At 62.5% G+C, this 21,448-nt stretch carries 19 protein-coding genes and 1 pseudogene; 13 read left to right on the top strand and 7 right to left on the bottom strand.

Annotated features, from left to right (window positions below; translation table 11 throughout):
* The first annotated feature begins 265 nt into the window (after positions 1 to 265).
* Both BRAS3843_RS12860 and BRAS3843_RS12855 read left to right on the top strand, forming a co-directional pair.
* The gene (locus BRAS3843_RS12860; RefSeq protein ID WP_008969332.1) at positions 266 to 1,444 is read left to right on the top strand and encodes a cytochrome d ubiquinol oxidase subunit II; all 1,179 of its coding nucleotides are present in this window, start codon (positions 266 to 268) and stop codon (positions 1,442 to 1,444) included.
* A gap of 114 nt (positions 1,445 to 1,558) precedes the next feature.
* The gene (locus BRAS3843_RS12855; protein ID WP_008969331.1) at positions 1,559 to 2,158 is read left to right on the top strand and encodes an NYN domain-containing protein; all 600 of its coding nucleotides are present in this window, start codon (positions 1,559 to 1,561) and stop codon (positions 2,156 to 2,158) included.
* A gap of 945 nt (positions 2,159 to 3,103) precedes the next feature.
* Here BRAS3843_RS12855 and BRAS3843_RS12850 read toward each other — a convergent pair.
* Both BRAS3843_RS12850 and BRAS3843_RS12845 read right to left on the bottom strand, forming a co-directional pair.
* A pseudogene (locus tag BRAS3843_RS12850) lies at positions 3,104 to 3,774 on the bottom strand (response regulator transcription factor).
* Positions 3,771 to 5,171, bottom strand: a complete 1,401-nt coding sequence (locus BRAS3843_RS12845; protein WP_008969326.1) for a histidine kinase — start codon at positions 5,169 to 5,171, stop codon at positions 3,771 to 3,773. Before BRAS3843_RS12845 ends, BRAS3843_RS12850 begins: the two are co-directional and overlap by 4 nt.
* 382 nt (positions 5,172 to 5,553) lie before the next feature.
* Here BRAS3843_RS12845 and BRAS3843_RS12840 point away from each other — a divergent pair, with 382 nt between their 5' ends.
* The 11 genes from BRAS3843_RS12840 (at position 5,554) to BRAS3843_RS12790 (ending at position 17,787) form a co-directional block, all read left to right on the top strand.
* Entirely contained in the window at positions 5,554 to 6,696 is a 1,143-nt protein-coding gene (locus BRAS3843_RS12840) for a DUF3047 domain-containing protein (protein ID WP_244425272.1), read from the top strand.
* A gap of 901 nt (positions 6,697 to 7,597) precedes the next feature.
* Entirely contained in the window at positions 7,598 to 8,758 is a 1,161-nt protein-coding gene (locus BRAS3843_RS12835) for a transporter substrate-binding domain-containing protein (RefSeq protein WP_008969323.1), read from the top strand.
* Positions 8,755 to 9,420 (top strand): ANTAR domain-containing protein, encoded by a 666-nt coding sequence (locus BRAS3843_RS12830; RefSeq protein WP_008969322.1) that lies wholly within the window; start codon positions 8,755 to 8,757, stop codon positions 9,418 to 9,420. The genes BRAS3843_RS12835 and BRAS3843_RS12830 overlap by 4 nt, the downstream gene beginning before the upstream one ends.
* A gap of 10 nt (positions 9,421 to 9,430) precedes the next feature.
* On the top strand, positions 9,431 to 10,669 hold the full coding sequence (locus BRAS3843_RS12825; RefSeq protein WP_008969321.1) for an urea ABC transporter substrate-binding protein: 1,239 nt from the start codon (positions 9,431 to 9,433) through the stop codon (positions 10,667 to 10,669).
* Between the two features lie 99 nt (positions 10,670 to 10,768).
* A complete protein-coding gene (locus BRAS3843_RS12820; RefSeq protein WP_008969320.1) occupies positions 10,769 to 11,641 on the top strand; it encodes a branched-chain amino acid ABC transporter permease in 873 nt (290 codons plus the stop codon).
* Between the two features lie 10 nt (positions 11,642 to 11,651).
* Positions 11,652 to 12,716: a branched-chain amino acid ABC transporter permease gene (locus BRAS3843_RS12815; RefSeq protein ID WP_008969319.1), complete on the top strand. Its 1,065-nt coding sequence runs from the start codon at positions 11,652 to 11,654 to the stop codon at positions 12,714 to 12,716.
* Complete coding sequence (locus BRAS3843_RS12810) at positions 12,716 to 13,432, top strand: ABC transporter ATP-binding protein (protein WP_008969318.1); 717 nt, start codon at positions 12,716 to 12,718, stop codon at positions 13,430 to 13,432. The genes BRAS3843_RS12815 and BRAS3843_RS12810 overlap by 1 nt, the downstream gene beginning before the upstream one ends.
* Positions 13,425 to 14,153, top strand: coding sequence for an ABC transporter ATP-binding protein (locus BRAS3843_RS12805; RefSeq protein ID WP_008969317.1), 729 nt, complete (start codon positions 13,425 to 13,427; stop codon positions 14,151 to 14,153). Before BRAS3843_RS12810 ends, BRAS3843_RS12805 begins: the two co-directional genes overlap by 8 nt.
* A gap of 46 nt (positions 14,154 to 14,199) precedes the next feature.
* Positions 14,200 to 15,189, top strand: a complete 990-nt coding sequence (locus BRAS3843_RS12800) for an acetamidase/formamidase family protein (protein ID WP_008969316.1) — start codon at positions 14,200 to 14,202, stop codon at positions 15,187 to 15,189.
* Between the two features lie 13 nt (positions 15,190 to 15,202).
* The gene (locus tag BRAS3843_RS12795) at positions 15,203 to 16,942 is read left to right on the top strand and encodes a nitrilase-related carbon-nitrogen hydrolase (RefSeq protein ID WP_008969315.1); all 1,740 of its coding nucleotides are present in this window, start codon (positions 15,203 to 15,205) and stop codon (positions 16,940 to 16,942) included.
* A gap of 83 nt (positions 16,943 to 17,025) precedes the next feature.
* Positions 17,026 to 17,787 carry an SDR family NAD(P)-dependent oxidoreductase gene (locus BRAS3843_RS12790; RefSeq protein WP_008969314.1) on the top strand — a complete coding sequence of 254 codons (762 nt, stop codon included), beginning with the start codon at positions 17,026 to 17,028 and terminating at the stop codon, positions 17,785 to 17,787.
* 121 nt (positions 17,788 to 17,908) lie between these two features.
* Here BRAS3843_RS12790 and BRAS3843_RS12785 read toward each other — a convergent pair whose 3' ends face one another.
* The 5 genes from BRAS3843_RS12785 to BRAS3843_RS12765 form a co-directional block, all read right to left on the bottom strand.
* The gene (locus tag BRAS3843_RS12785; protein WP_008969313.1) at positions 17,909 to 18,619 is read right to left on the bottom strand and encodes a GntR family transcriptional regulator; all 711 of its coding nucleotides are present in this window, start codon (positions 18,617 to 18,619) and stop codon (positions 17,909 to 17,911) included.
* A 22-nt stretch (positions 18,620 to 18,641) separates the two neighbouring features.
* Positions 18,642 to 19,382, bottom strand: coding sequence for an SDR family oxidoreductase (locus BRAS3843_RS12780; protein ID WP_008969312.1), 741 nt, complete (start codon positions 19,380 to 19,382; stop codon positions 18,642 to 18,644).
* A 24-nt stretch (positions 19,383 to 19,406) separates the two neighbouring features.
* The gene (locus BRAS3843_RS12775) at positions 19,407 to 20,177 is read right to left on the bottom strand and encodes an SDR family oxidoreductase (RefSeq protein WP_008969311.1); all 771 of its coding nucleotides are present in this window, start codon (positions 20,175 to 20,177) and stop codon (positions 19,407 to 19,409) included.
* Positions 20,174 to 20,572 (bottom strand): carboxymuconolactone decarboxylase family protein, encoded by a 399-nt coding sequence (locus BRAS3843_RS12770; protein ID WP_008969310.1) that lies wholly within the window; start codon positions 20,570 to 20,572, stop codon positions 20,174 to 20,176. Before BRAS3843_RS12770 ends, BRAS3843_RS12775 begins: the two co-directional genes overlap by 4 nt.
* A 29-nt stretch (positions 20,573 to 20,601) precedes the next feature.
* A partial coding sequence (locus BRAS3843_RS12765; protein WP_035981589.1) for an ABC transporter substrate-binding protein occupies positions 20,602 to 21,448 on the bottom strand: 847 nt, incomplete at its 5' end.

Below are 21,448 nucleotides of genomic sequence, written 5' to 3'. Positions count from 1 at the left end.
GCGGCGGTCCGAAGCGGGCGACACACTAAGCCAAGGTTTACGAACCGATCCCCTCGTTCAGTAGATTCCCGAGGTCGCATCAAAGAACAATCAGAACCGTGTCGCACCGATGGCGAAAATCTCGATCGCATCGTTCGTGTCAGGACCAAACAAGTGTCGGTGGAAACCGTCTCAGGCCCGGTTTGTGAGTAGCTGTCAACCAAATTTAGAGCCAAGGACCGAACCCTGATCGGCGCAGGCGGGCGGGCTTGCAGGAGAGCAGCAGATGATCATGGTTTGGATTGCCGTGCTTGCGCTCAGTATCGTGACCTACGTATTGCTCGACGGTGTTGATCTTGGCATTGGAATCCTGATGGGACTGACGCCCAAGGAGGGATGGCGGCAGCGAATGTTCAATGCCGTCGGCCCCCTTTGGGACGGCAATGAAGCGTGGTTGATCGTTGCAGGTGCCGTGCTGTGGGGCGCGTTCCCAATCGTCTTTTCGACGTTGATCTCGGCTTTCCAGCTCCCGATATCGCTGATGCTGATCGGCTTGATTGTGCGTCGCGTTGCCTGGGGATGCCGTTTCAAGAGTGAAGCCGCCCGCTCGATCTGTGATGCGAGCTACTGCTGCGGCTCTCTGGTCGCGGCCTTCATGCAAGGTGCGATGGTTGGCGGCCTCGTCGAGGGACTTCCTTTATCCAGCAGTGGCTACGTAGGCGGCACGTTTGGCTGGATCAGTCCGTTCGCCGCTGTCTGCGGTATCGGTCTATGTTTCGGTTATAGCTTGCTCGGCGCGGCCTGGATTTTCTATAACTCCGAAGGAGGTCTGCGGGACCAGGCGCGTCAGTTCGTCGAATATAGTGCCGGCGGGCTGCTGGCGTTCTTCACCTTTCTGTTCTTGTACACCTTCGTAGGCGACTACAGGGTGATGAGCCGTTGGCTCGATCACACCTACCTCCTGGCCATACCGGCAACTGGGCCGGTCGCGTCGTTCCTGTTGTCGGCGACGATGCACTATCGCCGCGACGACTTGGCGTTATACGCGGGCATGATGATCTTTGCAGTCGGGTTCGCGACTCTCGCGATCTCGTTCTGGCCCTACATGATTCCGTTCTCGATCACCATTGACCAGGGTGCTGCCGCGCCCGCGCGTCTTGCTGCGATGTCGTGGTTAGGCGCCTTCGCCCTGCCGCTGCTGGCGCTGTACACGATCACCAGTCATTCCGTCTTCCGCGGTGTCGGCAGGCGCCGTCGGGCGAGGTCATCGAGCGAAAAGAGCCAGGATACGGAGAGGGGCTGTTCGCTGTTTGCGGTCTGCATCCCGCTCTTCCAGATCTCGGCAGGCGGAGCGCGGCACAGGACCGGCGAGCAAACGAAGGTTTACGACGGTGAGGTGGCTCACACTGGCACGAACGGCGCGCCGGATGGGGTGCGCCGCGTATCGGCGACGTCGGACTGCTGAGAACGAAAGGCATCTTCCATCGAACCAGGCGCGCGCTCGCCTAAGCGCCGCCTGGGCGGCTGACAAAGAAACTGTTGCGTTACCAATTTCCTTCCCCGGCACCAAGCGAGATCCATGAATACTCCCAAGATCGCGTTGTTCATCGATGGCGCCAATCTCCACGCCACAGCCAAGGCGCTTGGCTTCGACGTAGATTACAAGCGGTTGCTACAGGAGTTTCAGAGCCGCGGCATGCTCCTGCGCGCGTTTTATTACACAACGATCGCGGAGGATCAGGATCACTGCTCGGTCCGTCCCTTGGTGGACTGGCTCGACTACAACGGCTACACGGTCGTCACCAAGACTGCCAAGGAGTTCACGGACTCCAGCGGCCGCCGCAAGCGGACGGGGAGCATGGATGTCGAACTCGCAGTCGACGCCATGGAAATCGCCCGACACATCGACCAGATGGTGCTCTTTTCCGGCGATGGTGATTTTCGCGCGCTGGTCGAGGCGGTCCAGCGCCGCGGTGTCCGCGTGACGGTCGTTTCCACAACGTCGAGCCAGTCATCGATGATAGCCGATGAACTGCGTCGCCAGGCCGACGTGTTCGTGGACCTCATGGAATTGCGGACCAAGGTCGCCCGTGAGGCCGTGGTTGAGCGGTCGATTCCGCCCGAGCCGCGCGCACGATCGGCCTTGGCTCCACTGCAACGGAGTCTCGGCGGATCGTGACCCCAGGCGGAGACGATACGCACCGTTTCATCAGGGCGAGGTACAGGACGTCACGATCCAGGCCGGCTTCCAGGCTTCCTGCATGCCACGCTCGATTATACCACGAGCGTCAGCCGCGTCTGGTATCTGCCCACACCACGGTGTCGGGCGTTCTCGGCGTCCGCCGCGGATCAACTCAACGATGCCTTTTGATTGATCTGTCGCAATGCGACTTGCTCTTCCCAGAGCCGCAATTCTATGAAATTTCGCTCAATGTCCGTGAGATAGGTCTTCAGTAATCGTTCGTAGCGGTTGATGTTGTTACGGTGACTTTGGCAACGTTGGCAGCACTCTACAAACGCCATCTTGATCCACCCTGTTATTCGTCCATTCGCACCATTGGCTTCTAATTTCCTTGAAGGCAGTCGTCGAAATGACCAGCGGCCTTCATTTGCACGTATTAATACAGGGACTGATTAGTTACGTCTGCCAGGAAGTGAGCATAGCGCTGCTGAAAAACAAGGTAAAAATGTGAAACTTTCGCGACAAAGATCGTGCAGATTCGTTTACTGCACCGAAATCGCGTGGCGCGAGTGCGAAAGCGAAAATGTCGAAGCTGAAACCGAAAATCATCTCGGCTGCAACCGAAGTTCCATTGTATGAGGTTCCGAAACGAAACTCTCTGCCATCGTCGACACCAAGCTGATCGAGCGGGGTGATGGGGTCGACGATCTGGTGGTGCCGAGCCGCTTGCTGATCTGCACGAGTAATTGCCCGATGCCCCCCGAACCCGGATGGACGAGCGCGGTGGTACCCGGTCCAAACCGGCCGAGCTCGCAGGGGTGCAACCCGTGGGAACATCGCCGCCGACATTGACCAGCGGCGCAAGCCTTCGGCCAGACAAGCAACATCGGCAACTCGATTTCATCCGCGCTAGCAGGGAGGATCAGCCAGCCGTGCCGTGCGCTACACATGATCGACATCGAAACGGGCGTCGGCCATGCTGACGAGGCCCGCGCTGACGGCGAGCCAGACGAGATGCGCGTCGTTGTTTGCTCCAATCTTGCTCTTGATGGCGTAGTGATGATTGCGAACCGTCTTTTGACTGAGATTGAGCAGGTCGGCGATCGCGTTGCTCGTCATTCCTGAGGCAAGCAGGCGAAGGATTTCTGTTTCGCGCGCGCCTAAGTGCTCCACCACGCTTCGCGGCCCGGCCAGCCGGTCGGCCGCGACGGCGCGTGCGATGTCCTCGCTCAAGAACCGTCCTCCGCCCGCGACGGTCCTCACCGCGCTCAGCAGGTCTTCCGGCTTGGTGCTCTTCGTCACGTATCCCGATGCGCCGGCCTCGAACGCCTTGAGCGCGAAAGCCGGGCCGGCGTGCATGCTGAACGCGAGCACCCGGGCGTCCCCGTCCCACTGCCGTATATATGACGCACCGCCTCAAGGCCGCTGGCGCCGGGCAGGGCGATGTCCATGATCGCAACGTCTGGACGGTGGTCCTTATAGGCGCAATAGGCCTGCATCGCGTCTTCAGCTTCGGCGCACACCTGAAATCCGGCCTGGCGTTCGAGCAGCCGGCGATAGCCTTCGCGGACCACAGGATGATCGTCGACGAGCAGGATGCGAACCGGGGTCATGGGCCGGCTCCGTAGAGGGCTTGCGCAGGCCCGGGTCCCATCAGCGGCATGACCGCCGACAGGCGAAGGCCGCGGGCGGCCTTGCCGATCGACATGCTGCCGCCGCGGGCTGCGACCCTTTCCCGGATGCCGAGGATGCCATGGCCATGACGCGGATCGACGCACACCGCATCCCCGCCGCCATCGTCCTCCACCGTCAGGGCGATCGTTCCAGCGCCGGCGGTGGCGCACTCGACGCTCAACGCCACCTCCGTCGGCGAGCCGTGGCGCACCGCATTGGTCAGGCATTCCTGGGCGATGCGGTAGACGTCGATCGCCACTTGCTTCGGCAAGGCAGCCAGCTCGCCGATCACGTTCAGGCGAAACACGGCGCCGGCGGCCGCCCGCATGTTGTAGTCGCCTACGAGCTGCCGCAGGCTGGCTTCGAGCCCGATTTCCTCGACGTCCTGAGAACGCAGCCGCACCAGCGCGCTGCGCAGGTTTTCCATCATCTGGCGCTGGATGCGGGCGATGGCGCGCGCATCGTCGGCAAGGTCGGCGCGCGTGGGCGATGCACCGGCCTCAATGCTCGCCGCCAGCGCCGCCGTTGCCGTCAAGCATTGCCCGAACTCGTCGTGGAGATCCCGCGCCAGCGATCGGCGCTCCTCTTCCTGCACCTGGAACAGACGCGCGGTGAGCGCCGTGCGGGCCGCATTGGTGCGAGCCAGCGCAGCCGAGAGCTCGTTGACCGCGCGCGCGATCAGATTGAATTCGGCGGTGCGGAAGCCGGGCAGGCGCCAGCCGAGATCGCCCTGCTGCAGCCGGCGCAGCCCATCGATGATCGCGCGCGCCGGGATCAGCGCGTGTCCGATCGTCATCGCGGCGAACACGGCGATGGCTGCGGCCATGGCCGCCGCGACCCCGGTGACGACGGAAACCTGCCGCCATGCCAGCCGAAGCGCGGCCTCGGGCGCCGCTGCGGCAACGATGAAGCCGGCATTCCAGTCGCGCACGGTCAAGGGCCGTCTCACTGGTATCGGTGGGCCGAACAGCAGATCGAACGCGGCGGCAAACAGCCTCGGTGCCGGCGGCCCGAGCGCCTCGATCTGGCTACACAATTGCCGCGGCGCCTCGCCGGGCGAATCGAACGTGACGCAGTTCCCCGGCGAAACGACGCTCGCAATGGTCAGCGTCTGCCAGTCGGAAATCGGAAGGAGCATCTCCCGGCTCATGCCGTCGCGCCACAGCAGCTTCTGCCAGTAAAGGCTCTCCAGGCGCTGGCCGACCCGTTCTGCGGTTGCCGCGGCGTCGGCATCGATCGCGTGGTGCGCATCGATCATGACCCATGCCACCGCGATGCTAAGGCAGACGGCGACCACGGCAACGAGCCGTCCGATGAGGTGCAACAGGAGGTGCATGGTTGCGCTCCATATCCTCTGGTTACGCTCCGTGTTGGACTCGTCGATTTGGCGCCGATCTCCGCCTCGTTGGCAAGGGTGGAGATCGCGATCGGGCAAAATGCCCGGTCTCGCCGCGTGCCTCGTGAGGCTCGAACAGATCCGGGCTGTATCAGACTGCGGTTGTCGGGGCAGCTGCCCACGCCAACCCGCTGCGTCACCCAGGGCACCATGCCCTGCGATATCGGGCAACGGTCTCAAGCCTTGCTGCGCCCGCTGCGCTAGGCCTCTGCAACGGCGCGAACGAATAGCCAGGGAGGCCCCGATGTGCGGATTGCTTGACCATGCTGGCTGCTCTCACGGTGCAGACGGACTCAATCGGCGTTACCTGCTGAAGCGGCTTGTGGCGCTGGGCCTGACGGTGCCGCTCGCGACCCTCGTCCTCGATCGCAGAGCAATGGCGGCGATCGGCTTTCTCGACCGCACGGAGCTCGTTGACGGCGTGACGGCGCTCGTCGCCAAGGCCAAATCCCCCGAGCTCCGCGAGGCCCACGTCTTTGATCTCGTCGGCAGTGAGCTGCCGTGGAAGGATCTCGGGATCACCCTCGCCAAGGGGCAGGAGGTGACGTTCCTGATTGGCGGCCGGGTGTGGCTCGCCCGTGATCAGGACCTGTGGGTCGAGCCTGGGGTCGCGTTTCATGTCCGGACCCGGGGCACTCGTCCCATGTTCAATCCGATGAGTAACACCGGAACGATGACGGCCGCCGCCGACGGTCCGCTCGAAATGGCGCGCTCGCTCGTCGAGTTCCAGGATGCGGGCGGCGAGCTGGCGGTGCCGAAGGACGAGTACGCCAAGGCGGACGCGCACATCTACGGCGTGGCGCTGGTTTGGCGCGGCAGCGCAATCGCCGGCCTGACCAGCCTGCTCAGCCACGGCGACGTTGACGGCATCCTCGGCGCCGAGCTGGCGCGGATCCAGTCCCCTCGCAAGCTGCCTGCGGGCTGGCACAACTTCTTCATGCTGGGCGGCGGCCCGGTCATCTTCAATGACATCGGCAACGGGGCGATCTCCGTCGAGCCGCTGAAGAACGCCGGCATTCTGCAGCGTCCCGTCGGCATCGAGCTGAAGCCGCAGACCAGGTTGAGCTGGCGCTGGATCGTCGAGGAACTGCCGTCCCGGCTGCCGGAAAACCAGCTCACCTCGCACGACTACCTCTCAATCGCCGCGGAATTCGATGATGGCCAGGACCTCACCTACTTCTGGAGCTCGAGCCTTCCGATCGGCACTGCGTTCCGCTGCCCGATCCCGCGCTGGACGCCGCTGGAGTCGCACATGGCGGTCCGCAGCGGTCTCGCCGATCTCGGCAAGTGGGTCAGTGACGAGCGCGACATTCATGCCGACTACAAGGAGCACATCGGCGGCGCGGCCAAGTCCGTCGTAAACGTGTGGCTGCTTGGTGTCTCTCTCTTCCAACGCCGCAGCGGCTCGTGTCGCTTCGCCAATATTCAGATCACCCAGCCAGGCGCTGAACCCCTGAAGCTCTAAGACATCGCGCGTGTGATTCGCGCTGCAAGGCTCTATGACATCAGCGACAGCCGCTGTTGCGCTCCGCACCTATGCAGGCGAGGCGAGGGGCGGGCCAGCTGCTGTGGCAAGCATGGGTTTGCCAACCGTCCGAAAACACACCGTGCGTCAATGATCGATCTGCGCAGCACAAGTTGGCAAACTCGTTGAACCCTGAAGAATCGTTATGGTCCCGCTAGGGAGCGCCAGCCTTGATCTTGTCGTTTCCCCAAACTCTCAAACTTGCGAAAGCATAGGCTACGGCGAGAGTGTGTGGTGAGGGATGCGTCGGTTGGTTCGTCTCTTCAGATGTGGCGGGAGCGGTAGCTAGTATTCAGGCTCTTAAGTCAACTGGTGCACATATGGGCGAACTGATCCGATTTGTGCCAAAGTCTGAGCGCGACCGGGAGCGCCTCATTCGAGAAGCTCGCGCAATCTATGACAGCATCTTCCCGCCAGCTAATCCAACTGGCGAAAAGCAGAGAGATGCCCCGGAGAGTCCACCCTCGGCGGTGCTGGGACCGCCTCAGCTATGACTGAAGAAGATAGTACAATTTCGTCTGCAGCGGGCGACGGAGAATGAAACATCATGACGTCGAGCTTCGAGGGAAGCGCACTGCGGCATGCTGAAATTCAGCACTTAGCACCATGCATAGTTTTGACGCATGGTGGTGCGATTTAATGCAGCTGCCGCTCTTAGAACAGTCTTGACAGATTGCTGGTTCTAGACGACCGTTGCAACACGCGTTGGGCAACGGTTGCCCGCTAACGCAATGAGTTCAGATCATTTCCAACACCGCGCCCGCTGAGGTGCGTTTGGTTGGTGGCGAGGGCGCCCTCGGCTTCACGGCCGGCGGGCGCTTTTTTCGTTTCGGGTTCAGGTATGGCGCGGAAGCAGCTTCGGATCGGTGTGATGTTCTCGACGACGGGGCCCTACAGCGTCGTCGCACGATCGATGCTGAATGGGGCACTGCTGGCGTTCCGCGAGATCAATCAGTCTCAGCATGTCGTCGCGCTGGAGCCGGTCGTCGTCAACCCATCCGGCGATCTCACGCAATATCGCGAGCTCAGCCTCGACCTCCTGAAGGCCGGCATACGGCAAGTGGTCGGCTGTTATACCTCCTCGAGTCGGAAGGAGGTCATTCCCTGCTTTGAGAAGCACGACGGCCTGCTGTGGTACCCGTCGCATTATGAAGGCTTCGAGAGTTCCGACAACGTCATCTATACCGGCGCGGCTCCGAACCAGCACGTGCTGCCGCTGGTCGATTATCTCGTCTCCGGTGTCGGCAAGCGCGCTTTCTGCGTCGGCTCCAACTATATCTGGGCGTGGGAGAACAACCGGATCTTCCGTGAGGCCTTGATCGCGCGGGGCGGGGCGGTTGTGGCCGAACGGTACCTCCCGGTCGGCGACACTGAGTTCGACCAGGTGATAGCTTCGATCCTGGATCAGCGCCCGGACTTCGTGTTCAACAACCTGATCGGTACCAGCGCCTATGCGTTCTTCCGCAATTTCCGTGCGGCGTGCCGCAGCGCCGGTATCGAGCAAGCCAACGAGATTCCGGTCGCAAGTTGCACATTGTCCGAGCCGGAACTTGGGGAAATCGGTTCCGACGCCGTCGACGGACACTTGTCGTCGAGCGTCTACTTTTCGTCGCTTAGAACGCCCGAAAATTTGCAGTTCATGCAGGCCTACTTGGAGAGTTTCCCGGACGGGCCGGTAGCATCGGCGGATGCGGAAGCCTCCTACATCGCGGTCAAGCTCCTGGCGGCAACGTTGGCGCAGGTCGGTAATGACGAAGCCCGCGCCGTGCGCGGAGCTGTCGCGAACCGGCGTCTGGCTGCGCCGCAAGGCGAAGTGAGGATCGATCCACAGACCTTCCACGCCTGGCTCACGCCGCGCATTGGACGTTCCTTGGCCAATGGTCAGTTCGAGCTGCTCCTGGAGGCGCGCCAGCCGATCGCGCCGGATCCCTATCTGGTTCAGTCCTCGCCGCGTTTTGCGACTGCGATGCATCCTCCATTGCTCCGAATGGTGAAGTCATGACCTTCCGACTGCTGCAGAACTTCAAGGGCAGCCGTGCGCTCGTGATTTCCCGGCTATCGGGACGGGAGAGCACGCTGGAGACGACGCTGGCCAAGCTCGGCGTGGCTTGCGAGTTTCCCGAGATTGCGGATGGTCGGGCACAAATCGATATCGCGCCATTGTCGCCGGATCGCGATATTCTGTTCGTCGACGGCGATCTCGATGAGGCCATTGCGATCGATGTCGATCCTGCCTCGAAGCTGCCGCCGGTTCCGGTGATCGGGATTGTCGGTGTCGAGGCGCCGGGCCGGCTGAAGGCGCTGCTCAACCTCGGTGCGACCGCGTTCCTGCGCAAGCCGGTTCATGGGGGCGCGGTCTACACGGCGCTGTTCATGGGGATCAACCAGTTCCTCCTGCGCGCGGATGCGCACGCACGGTTGCTCGACCTCGAGGAACGTCGCCGCGGGCGTCGCGCGGTGCTCCGCGCGACAATTCTCATGATGCGCGAGCAGGGCCTGGATGAAGACGCAGCCTATTCCCAGCTTCGTCGTGAGAGCATGCGCAGACGGCAGAGCTTGGAGCGCTTTTGCGAGGAACTTCTGAGCAGATGGGCGAAGCCGCCCGACACCTCCGACCGCACGACCAGCATCACGCTGCAAGGCGGCAACAAGCAAGCGATGTAGGAGCATCATGATGACCAGATCTGTAGTGCGGGGGCTGCATGCCGCAGCCCTCACGGGGACGCTTGTCCTTACGTCAGGCGCGTTCGCCGCGGAAAATCCGATCAAGCTCGGGGTGCTGGAGGACCAGTCCGGCGACTTCGCCGCGGCGACCATCGGCAAGGTCCATGCGATCCAGCTCGCGACCGACGAGATCAACAAGGCCGGCGGTATCATGGGGCGCCCCTTGGAGCTTGTGACCTACGACACCCAATCAGACAATACCCGCTACCAGGAGTTCATGCGGCGCGTGCTGCAGCGGGACAAGGTCGACGTGGTGTTTGCCGGCTTCTCCTCGGCCTCGCGGGAAGCTTATCGGCCGATCGTCGACCAGTTCAACGGCTTCGCTTTCTACAACAACCAGTATGAAGGAGGCGTCTGCGACGGACACATGATCGTCACCGGCGCGGTGCCGGAGCAGCAGTTCTCGACGCTCATTCCCTATATGATGCAGACCTACGGCAAGAAGGTCTACACGCTCGCCGCCGACTACAATTTCGGCCAGATCTCGGCCGAGTGGGTGCGCAAGATCGTCAAGGAGAACGGTGGCGAAATGGCGGGCGAAGAGTTCATCCCGCTCGGCGTGTCGCAGTTCTCACAAAGCATCCAGAACATCCAGAAGGCCAAGCCGGACTTCGTCGTCACGCTGCTGGTCGGCACCGCGCAGGCCTCGTATTACGAGCAGGCAGCTTCGGCCAATGTCAACCTGCCGATGGCATCCTCAGTCAATGTCGGGCAGGGCTACGAGCACAAGCGCTTCAAGCCGCCGAGCCTGAAGGACATGTATGTCACCACCAACTACATCGAGGAAATCGACTCGCCGAAGAGCAAGGAGTTCTACGCCAAATTCAAGGCCAAGTTTCCGAGCGAGCCTTATGTGAACCAGGAGGCCGAGAACTCCTATCTGGCAGTCTATCTGTACAAGCAGATGGTGGAGCGGGCGAAGTCGACCAAGCGCGATGAGATCCGCAAGGTGATCGCGCAGGGCGACGTCTGCATGGACGCGCCGGAAGGCAAGGTCTGCATCGACCCGAAGAGCCAGCACATGTCGCATACGATCTATCTTGCCAAGGTCGGCGCCGACCATTCGATCTCGTTCCCCAAGGTCTGGGAAGACATCAAGCCCTATTGGCTCGGCGATGCCGGCTGCGACCTGACCAAGAAGGATCCGATGGCGCAATACACGCCGTCGAATCCGCCGCCGAAGCCCTGATCGGCGGAAGCATCGCCCCTGGCGCCTCTCACGCCGGGGCGATGCCTGCATGCCGCGACGTCGTCGCGTCCCTTGGCCCCCGCACAAACCGATCGAGACATGGATATCGCGACCCTGGCATTCTCCGCACTCTATCAATTCGGCGACGCCTTCGCCTTCCTAGTGCTGTCAGCCTGCGGCCTGGCGGTCATCTTCGGCATGATGGGCGTGATCAATCTCGCTCATGGCGAGTTCATCATGTGCGGCGCCTATGTGACCGCAGCGACCGTGCATGCCGGGCTGCCGCTCCCGCTCGGCATTCTCTGCGGCACGCTGGTCGCCGCGCTGGTCGGCGTGCTGGTCGAACTCCTGGTGATCCGGCATCTGTATGACCGTCCGCTTGATACCATCGTTGCCACCTGGGGGTTGAGCCTGATCGCCACGCAAGGCACGCTGATCTTGGTCGGGTCGACGATGGCCGGGGTCGGCACACCGTTCGGCAGCTTCCAGGTCGGCGCCTATTCCTATTCGGTCTATCGCATCGTGCTGTTTCTTGCAGCACTCGCTGTGCTCGGCGCGCTCTACGCGTTGTTCAATTGGACCCGCTTCGGCGTGCTGGCGCGCGCCACCATCCAGGTGCCGCACATGGCCGCTGCGCTGGGTGTCGACACCCGCCTGATCTACAGCCTCACCTTCGCCTGTGGGGCAGGGCTTGCCGGTCTCGCGGGTGGCCTTTATGCGCCAACCATGACCCTGGTGCCGACAATGGGCGCCACCTTCATCATGGAGGCGTTCGTCACCGTCGTCATCGGCGGTGCGGACGTGTTCCTCGGCACCGCGCCGGCCGGTGGCGTGCTCGCGGTGGTGAAATCGGCAATGACCTCCTGGCAGGGTCAATTGTTCGGCCAGATCGGACTGCTGATCGCCGTCATCATCGTGGTCCGGGTGCTGCCCAAGGGCATCTCCGGCTTCGTCCTGCGCGAGCGGACCTGAGGAGGCGATCGTGAGTGTCATCGTCTCGCTGCTCCGTCGTCTTGAAGGTCCGCAGACCCTTGGTCGCGGTCGCGGCTTCTGGTCCCTGTTCGCACTGGTGCTGGGGGGCGCCGTTGCCTATCCGCTCTTCAGTGATGGTTACACGGTCGGCAACACGGTCTACTTCTTCGTCTGGGTGTTCATCGCGCTCAGCCTGAGCCTGATCTGGGGATATGGCGGCTCGCTGTCATTCGGCCAGACCGCCTTCTTCGGCATTGCGGGGTATGGCTACGGCATCCTGACCATCAACTTCGGTGCGGGCTATGGTTTCACCTGGGTCGCGCTGTTGCTCGCGATCGCTTTTGCGGCGCTGTTTGCGCTGCTGCTCGGCTATTTCATGTTCTTCGGCCGCATCGCCGGCGTGTTCCTGGGGATTGTCACCCTTGCGGTGACCCTGATGCTCGAGCGCTTCATGGCGCAGACGGCAGGGCCGGAGTGGCACATCGGCGCCGCGCGTCTGAATGGCTTCAACGGTATGAGCGCGATGCCGCCGCTGATGATCCCCTGGTTCGATGAGCCGATCGTGCTGTTTGCCGATATAGGTCTCTATTACGTCGTGCTCGGCATGCTGGTTGTGGTCTATCTCGGTTTGCGCGTCCTGATGAACTCGTCGTTCGGCAACGTCATCGTCGCCATCCGCGAGAATCCCGAACGCGCGGAGATGCTGGGCTACGACATCAGGAAGTATCAGCTGATCACCTTCGTGATCGGTGCGGCGCTCGCCGGCCTGTCCGGCGTGCTCTACACGGTATGGGGCCAGTATATCACGCCCTCCAGCATGGGCATGACCGCAGCGGCGTTGCCGTTGATCTGGGTTGCGGTCGGCGGCCGCAGCGATCTCACCACCACGGTGATCGGCACGCTGGTGGTGCTATCTGGCTTCCAGGCGCTCACGATCTACGGCAGCCAATATGCGCTGGTGTTCATGGGCGTGCTGCTGGTTGCGACCGTCCTGGTCGCGCCCAACGGGCTGGTGCTCGGCATCATCAACTGGATCACTCGGCTCGCCAGGCGCCGCAAGCAGGAGGCGGCGTGATGGCGCTCCTGCAATTGCGCGACCTCAACAAGCATTTCGGCGGCCTGCACGTGACGAACTCCGTCAATCTTGTGCTGGAGCAGGGCGAGATCCATTGCCTGATCGGCCCGAACGGCGCCGGCAAGAGCACGCTGTTCCGGCTGATCCTCGGCGAGCATCAGCCCGGCAGCGGCCAGATCTGTTTCGCCGGAGAGGACATTACGGCGCTGAAGTCCTTCGCGCGAATCCGCCGCGGGCTGTCGGTCAAGTTCCAGGTGCCGGGTGTGTTCAAGGGGCTCTCGGTGCGACAGAATCTCGAGATCGCGTTGCAGAGCCGGCTTCATGGGGGCGAGCTCGTGCAGGAGATCGACCGGTTGCTTGCTTTTCTCGGGCTTGCCGCCGAGCAGGCGCAGACCGCCGGCAATCTCAGCCACGGCCAAAAGCAATGGCTGGAGATCGGCATGGCGATCGCGCTGAAGCCGCGCCTCTTACTGCTGGATGAGCCGACCGCCGGCATGTCGCCGGAGGAGACGCACATGACGGGTGAGATGGTGCGGCGGCTGAATGCGTTGGGCATGACCGTGCTTGCGATCGAGCACGACATGGCTTTCGTGCGTCAGGTCGCCCAGCGCGTCACGGTGCTACATCTCGGTCAGGTGTTCGCGCAGGGTTCGATCGACGAGATCGTGGCTGACGAACGCGTCGCGGCGATCTATCTGGGGCAGACCCATGCTTGAGGCTGCGCGCAAGGAAGTCATCCTCACCACGCTCGGCCTGCGCGCCGGTTATGGCGGCAAGCCGGTGCTGCAGGGATTGGAGATCGAGGTCCGCGAGGGCGAGATCGTTGCGGTGATCGGCCGCAACGGCGTCGGCAAATCTACGCTGATGAAGAGCCTGATCGGTCTGGTGCCGGCGATGTCGGGGTCGATCGTCTATCGCGGCGAAGCGGTGGAATATCTGCCGGCGCACAAGCGGGCGCGGCTCGGAATGGGCTATGTGCCGCAGGGCCGTGACGTCTTTCCGCGACTGACCGTGGGCGAGAACATTGCGGTCGGCGCAGCCGTGAAACGCGGAGGGGTGCCCGAGCGGGGCAAGCAGCGCATCCTCGAAGCGTTTCCGATCCTGAGGGAGCGCTGGAACCAGCGCGCCGGCACCATGTCCGGCGGCCAGCAGCAGCAGCTTGCGATCGGCCGCGTCCTGATTGCTGATCCCCATCTGATCCTGCTGGACGAGCCATCGGAGGGGATCCAGCCCAACATTGTCCAGGACATCGCCCGCAACATGGTCGAGCTCAACCGCCAGACCGGCGTGACGATCATCCTGGTCGAACAGAATCTCGACATGATCCGCGCCATGGCGCAGCGTTGCTACGTCATGAACAAGGGGCGCATTACCGCGAGCCTCGCGCGCGAGGCTCTCGATGATGAGGTTGAGATGCGTCGTCATCTTGCAGTCTGATTTACCAAAGGGCCAGAACGAGAAGAGATCGAGAAGGAGCATGACAATGGCTTGGCAGACGGAGTCGATCATGGCGCGCAAGGGCGTGGCCAAGGGCATGCGCGGTGCGCACCACGTGATCACCGAACGGGATCAAGGCAAGTACCATTATGTCTACGGCCCGTACGTCGATCCCATCCTGACCGTCGATCCGGGCGCTGTGGTCTCCGCCGAAACGCACGACGCATTCGAGGGCGCGATCAAGCATGAGACCGACAGCCCGTCGAGGATTCTCAATTTTCCATTCCTCAACCCGCAGAACGGCCCCGTATATGTCAATGGGGCGGAGAAGGGCGATACGCTTGCGGTCTATATCGAGAGCATCGTGCCTCGCGGGCCGCAGCCACGCGGCACCACCGTTGTCATGCCGGATTTCGGCGGCCTGGTCTCGACCGGCAATACGGCCTTGCTCAACCCTGCGCTGCCGGAAAGGGTCAAGAAGCTGGAGATCACGCTCGAAGGCGGCACCAAATGGAACGACAAGATCACGCTGCCCTATGAACCGTTCATCGGCACCATCGGCACCTCGCCGGAGATCGAGGCGATCTCTTCGCTGGTCCCGGACTATTATGGCGGCAACATGGATCTGCCGGACGTCGGCGTCGGCGCGGTGATCTATCTGCCGGTCAATACCAAAGGCGCGCTGCTCTATCTCGGCGACTGTCACGCCGCGCAGGGCGACGGCGAGCTTTGCGGTGTCGCCATCGAGCATCCGACCGTGACAACGGTTCAGGTCGATCTCATCAAGAATTGGACCATCGCCTGGCCGCGGCTGGAGACCAAGGATTTCATCATGACCATCGGCTCGGCGCGACCGATGGAGGATGCCGCGCGGATCGCCTATCGCGAGCTGTGCCGGTGGATGGCGGCAGACTATGGGTTTGAGGAGATCGAGGCCTATATGCTGCTGACCCAGGCCGGACGCGTCAGGCTCGGCAACATGGTCGATCCGAAATACACGCTCGGCGCTTCGATCAAGAAGTCGTTCCTGGTCTGACGGGAGCGGCGGGATGGCGTCGAAATACAAAGTTGCGGCGGTCCAGTTCGAACCTGTCATGTGCGAGAAGGAGCGCAACATCACGCGCCTGCTCGAACTATGCGAGCAGGCGGCCACCGCAGGCGCGCGGCTGATTGTTACGCCTGAGATGGGGACGACCGGTTATTGCTGGCACGATCGCGCCGAGGTAGCACCTTTCGTCGAGAAGATCCCAGGTTCGACCACGCATCGCTTCGCTGCATTCGCCCGCCGTCACAACTGCTACGTCGTGATTGGGATGCCTGAAGTTGATGACGACGACATCTATTACAATACGGCGGTGCTGATCGGTCCTGACGGTGTGATCGGCCGGCACCGCAAGACTCATCCGTATATTTCCGAGCCGAAATGGGCAGCTTCAGGCGATCTCCATAATCAGGTGTTCGAGACCGAGATCGGGCGTATCGCACTCCTGATCTGCATGGACATCCACTTCCTCGAGACCGCGCGCCTGATGGCGCTCGGCGGTGCCGACATCATCTGCCACATCTCGAACTGGCTCGCCGAGCGGACCCCGGCACCTTACTGGATCAGCCGGGCGTTCGAGAACAGCTGTTATGTGATCGAGAGTAACCGCTGGGGACTGGAGCGCACCGTGCAGTTCTCGGGCGGCAGCTGTGTCATCGCACCTGATGGCAGCATCGTCGCCGTGATCGACAAGGGCGATGGCATCGCTGCGGCCGAGGTCGATCTCGCGACAACACGCCAGAGACGTGTGCTCGGCGAAACGGTGTTCGCCCAGCGACGGCCGGAGCTCTATGCCGAGCTGCTCACCAACACCTTTAGCTGGAATCCTCACGAGTTCTTCGGCCTCTATGGCCATCAGCCGTGGCCGGCGGGAAAGCGCTCGCGCGTGAGCGTCGCGCAATTTGCACCGAGGGCTGATGTCGACGCGAACCTGGCCGAGATCGCTGTCCTCGCACGCCAATCCAAAGCTGACGGCGCCGAACTCGTGGTGTTTCCCGAACTCGCCGCAACTGGTCTGTCCGATCCGGCTGCCGCTGCGCAGCCCATCCCGGGACCCGTTACGGACCGATTGGCGGCCCTCGCGGCTGAGCTTGGGCTATTCGTCGTGTGCGGTCTTGCGGAGCGCGCCGGCGATGATCTCTACAACAGCGCCTGTCTCATTGAGCCGGACGGCATTATTTCGGTGTATCGCAAGACGCATCCTGGTCACGAGGACCGGAGTTGGGCACGTGCCGGCGAAGGCTGGACGGTGGTCGATACGCCGCTTGGACGCATCGGCCTTTTGATCGGGCATGATGCGCTGTTTCCGGAAGCGGGGCGGGTGCTGACGCTGCGCGGTTGTGATCTCATCGCGTGCCCCGCAGCCTTGACGGGCACTTTCACCGCGTCGCATGAGGGCACCAGTGTGATCCAGCCGGCGCCGATCCCGACCGGCGCCGATCCCTATCACTGGCATCATTTCCGGGTCCGGGCAGGTGAGAACAATACATTCTTCGCGTTCGCCAATGTGCATGATCCGGAGCACGGCTATCCCGGCTTGAGCGGCGTATTTGGTCCCGACACCTTCGCATTCCCGCGTAGGGAGGCCATCGTCGGCAACGGCGAGAGGATCGCGGCGGCGGAGATCGACACCAGCAATCTCGACAGTGTCTATCCGACCAATATCGTCAGGCGGAAAGATCTCGTGGCCATGCGCATGCCTCACAGCTACCGAGACCTCGTGAGAACGCAGACCGGTAATCGATGATATCGTTTGCAAGTTGTCGACGCGCGGAGTGACAACGACTCCGTTGTCAGGGTTCGAAGACACCGAAACAAGAGGGGTTGACGATGGATCTGGGCCTGAGGGGAGCGAAAGCTCTGGTGACCGGTGCAACCAAGGGAATCGGCCGGGCGATCGCGGAGACGCTGGCGGCCGAGGGTGCCGACGTCGGTATTTGCGCGCGCAATGCAACCGAAGTCGCGACTACAGTTGCCGCATTGAAAGCTGCCGGCGCTATGGCGGCCGGCAAGGCGCTCGACGTTGCCGACGGCCCAGCTTTGAAATCCTGGGTGACCGAGATGGCCGACGCGCTCGGCGGCATCGATATCGTCGTCGCCAATGTGAGCGCGCTCGCGATCGGCCAGGACGACGAGAGCTGGAGCAAGGAATTTGCCACGGACATGATGGGCACGGTCCGGCTCGTCGACGCCGCTATGCCCTATCTCGAAAAGAGCAAGCAAGGCGCGATCGTGGCGATTTCCAGCGTATCTGGACGCGAGATCGATTTCGCCGCCGGTCCCTATGGCACGTTCAAGGCGGCGATCATCCATTACACCCAGGGGCTCGCTTATCAGCTGGCGCCCAAGGGCATTCGAGCCAACACGGTCTCGCCGGGGAATACCTATTTCGAAGGTGGGGTGTGGAACAATATCAAGGACAACAACCCCGAGCTTTACAGCGCGGCGCTGGCGCTCAATCCGACCGGGCGCATGGGCACGCCGCAGGAGATGGCCAACGCGGCGGTCTTTCTGGCGAGCCGCGCCGCAAGCTTCATTTCCGGGACCAATGTCGTGGTCGACGGAGCTCTGACTCGAGGCGTGCAGTTTTGAGCTCATTACAGAGCATGCGCCAATGTCAGTACTAGCAGATATCGACGTTCGTCGATGTCAGGCGAGACAGGGTGATACGAGCGTGGGCGACGGATACGCAATGAGTATGAGCGCCAATCAATCAAGGATTGGCGATGTCGCTGGTCCCCTTCGACCGCTCGATCATGTCGAGCGCCGCCACCGCGGCCGCATTGATGTGATCGACGCAACATCGCTCGGCGAGATCGGGATCGCCGTTCTGGATCGCGCGCCAAATCGCGGTGACTTCGCGCAGGCTTTTGTTGATCCGCTTCGGCTGCGACATCGACGTGATCCGCAGCAGTTGAATGCGGTCGTGCAGAGGCTTGAGCATGCGCTCGATGAAGGCGTTGCGGCAGCCGCCGATCAGCGCCGCGTAGAATTCGGTCTTGGCCTGAAGGCATCCGACCAGGTCCTGCTTGGCCGCGGCCGCCTTCAGCCGCGTCAAAGCTTCCCCGATCCGGCGCGCCACCTCCGGATCATGAAGCCGGGCGCATTCGCGTCCGGCAAATCCTTCGAGAACCGCGCGCGCCGCGTAGAGCTGCCGGGCTTCCTCCAGGCTGATTGTCGAGACCACCGGGCCGCGATGCGGCACCGTCTTGACCAGCCCGTCAGCTTCCAGGGCGCGCAGCGCTTCGCGAATCGAGGGGCGGCTGACGCCCATCATCTCGCAGAGTTCGCGCTCGACAAGGCGCTGGCCCGGCTTGAGCGTGCCGGACATGATCGCCCCGCGCAGCTTTTGCGCGACCATCGCACGGACGGTCGGAACGTCCTCGATGCGGAGTGTCGACTGCAATTTGCCACGTCTTTCCATGTTCGGACCCTGGTTGGGAAATTCAGTACCGGTTTACAGGCAGAATCATCATTTCGGCAATTTGAACATGGGCGGGCTGGTCAAGGGCGAAGACGATCGAGCGCGCAATATCGGCAGGCTCGAGCGCCATCTTGAACTGGTCGAAATAGTCCTGTTCCTTCGCCTTGTCGCCGCGATAGCGGGTGAGGATGATATTGGTCCGGGTCAGGCCGGGCTGGAGCTCGGTTACCCGGATCGCCGTTTCCGCCAGCTCGCCCCGAAGCGTCTCGGTGAACATGTGCACGCCCGCTTTGCTGGTGCTGTAGGCGGCCATGTCAGGGACGATCCGGACTGCATTGATGGAGCTGATGTTGACGACATGGCCGGCGTTGCGCCGGACCATGTCGGGTAGAATCGCGCGCGTCACACGCATCAAGCCGATCAGGTTGGTTTGGATAATGTTGGACCAGTCGTCGGCCGAGCCGACATCGAAGCGCGTTCGGCCGCCGATATCGTGGCCGGCATTGTTGATGAGAACGTCGACCGGCTTGAATGGCTTTGTAATCGCGTCCGGTAAGCGATCGACTGCCTGTGGATCGCTGACATCGAGCTGGATCGGAAACACGGCGCTGCCTGCTGTCGCCGCCAGCTCCTGAAGCGCATTGGCATCGCGGTCGACCAGCACGACGCGGCGGCCGCTCTCCAGCAGGGCTTTGGTAATAGCGCGTCCCATGCCGCCGGTGGCGCCTGTCAGCAAGACAGTCTGACTCGATTGTTCAGGCATCGCTAAGCTCCTCTTCCAATGCTTTCATGCGACCGACCAGCCGCCGTCGATGGGCAGGCTGGCCCCGGTGATGTCGTTTGCGGCCGGACCGCAGAGAAAGACGACCACGGCGGCAACAGCATCCATTCCGATGAAGCGCTGCGTAGGCTGGCGCTCGCCGAGATATTCGCGGGTCATGTCCTCGACCGGACGGCCGCTACTCGACGCCATCGTTGCGATCTTGTTCAGGATCGCAGGCGTCGGCAGCGTACCGGGGCAGAGCGTGTTGCAGGTTATGCCGCTGCGCGCCGTCTCGATGGCGACGGCGCGGGTCATGCCCAGAATGGCCGTCTTGGTCGTGACGTAGTCGATCCGGTCTTCGACCGCGCGGCTCGAGTAGATCGAGCCCATGTTGATGATCCGGCCCCAACCGCGTTGCTTCATGGTCGGCAGGGCCAGGCGGATCAGATGAAATGGTGCCGAAAGGTTCACGGCCAGCGCCTGGTCCCAGTGCTCGGGAGCAAACTGCTCGACTGCCGCGAAATGCCGGACCACCGCATTGTTGACGAGGATGTCGATGGCGCCGCAGCGGTCCAGCAGGTCCGCCATCATGGCTTCGATCGCGTCGCGTTGAGAGAGATCGACGCCGGCCGCGATGACCTCAAGGCCGAAGCGGCTGCGCAGCGCATCCGCGGCTTGCTTCGGCGCAATGAGATCATGAAGGATGATATTGGCACCCGCGCCCGCCAAGCCTTCCGCAATGGCCAGTCCGAGGCCCGCGGTCGCACCGGTCACGAGTGCCCATTTTCCCTTCATCGCGGTGTCGCTTCGCTGTTCTTGTCGAGCTCTGCGAAGACTTCTTTCGCATTCCGGAACGCGTCCACGCCGGCCGGCACGCCGCAATAGATCGCGACCTGCATGAAGACCTCGCGGATCTCCTCGCGCGTTGCGCCGTTGGCAAGCGCCCCCCGGACATGGGTCTTCAGCTCATGCGGGCGGTTGAGCGCGCAGAGCATCGCCAGATTGAGGAAGCTGCGGGTCTTCCGTGTCAGTCCCTCACGCCCCCAGACGTAACCCCAGCAATATTCGGTAGTGAGGTCCTGCATCGGGCGGTTGAACTCGTCCGCGGAGGCGATCGCTTTGTCGACGAATTCGCTGCCGAGCACGCTCTTGCGGATTTCGAGACCGCGGTCGTAGGTCGCCTTATCCATCTTGTTCTCCAATTCTCTTTGGGACGTTGTCAGCTCTTCGGCCAGAACGGCTGTGCCAGGGCAAGCTCGGGCGGGAACACCGTCACCGGGACGCCGGACTGCCACTGCACGATGGTCATGCCGGCGCCGACGCGCCGGCCTTTCTCGTCGAATTTGATCTCGCCCAGCGGATAATATTTCGAGGGGCCGCCATCCATGGTCCGCAGCGCTTCGCCCACGGCGACGCGATCAGCCTTGCCGGCCTTCTCCAGTGCGTCCTTGATCACCCACATGTCGCCATAGGTGGAGATCGCGTTCTGGGTCATCCACGGCTCCTTGTAGCGGGTCTTCAACTCGGCGATCAGGGCTTCATGGCCCTTGGCGCCCCAGCTCGCGACGCAGGTGAGCACACCCTGCAGCAGCTCGGGGCTCACCGTCTGCAGCATGTCCGGCTCGGCGATCGCGATGCCGAACGAGATGGTCGGCACCTTGCCCTGGCCGAGGCCGAACTCGTTCATCTTCTCCAGCAGCAGTTTTGCGTCCGAGATCACGGTCGGCAGGAAGAACAGCAGATCGGGCTTTGCCGAGCGGACCTTCTGCACCAGCGACGTCGCATCCGCCAGTGGAGGCGTGAAAGTCTCGTCGACGATCAGCTGCAACTGGTTCTCCGCCAGCAGCCCTTCGCGCATCGCCTTTGCAGAGGCGATCGAAGCCCCTGTGTTGTCGGTCAGGATCGCGACCGTCTTCGGCCGTTTGCCAGAGGCAGTCTCCGCCAACTTGATGATCTGGGGCAACGCTTGCTTCGCCTGCGAACCCGCGGTGGCCGCGGTCTGGAACACGTATTTGAATCCGCGATCGGTGATCAGGTCGGAATAGGAGAGGGTGAGGACGGGCAGG

This window comes from Bradyrhizobium sp. STM 3843 (genome assembly GCF_000239815.1).
Lineage (GTDB): Bacteria > Pseudomonadota > Alphaproteobacteria > Rhizobiales > Xanthobacteraceae > Bradyrhizobium.
The sequence above is the reverse complement of the archived record's forward strand: the minus strand, read 5'-3'. Positions and strand labels throughout refer to the sequence as shown.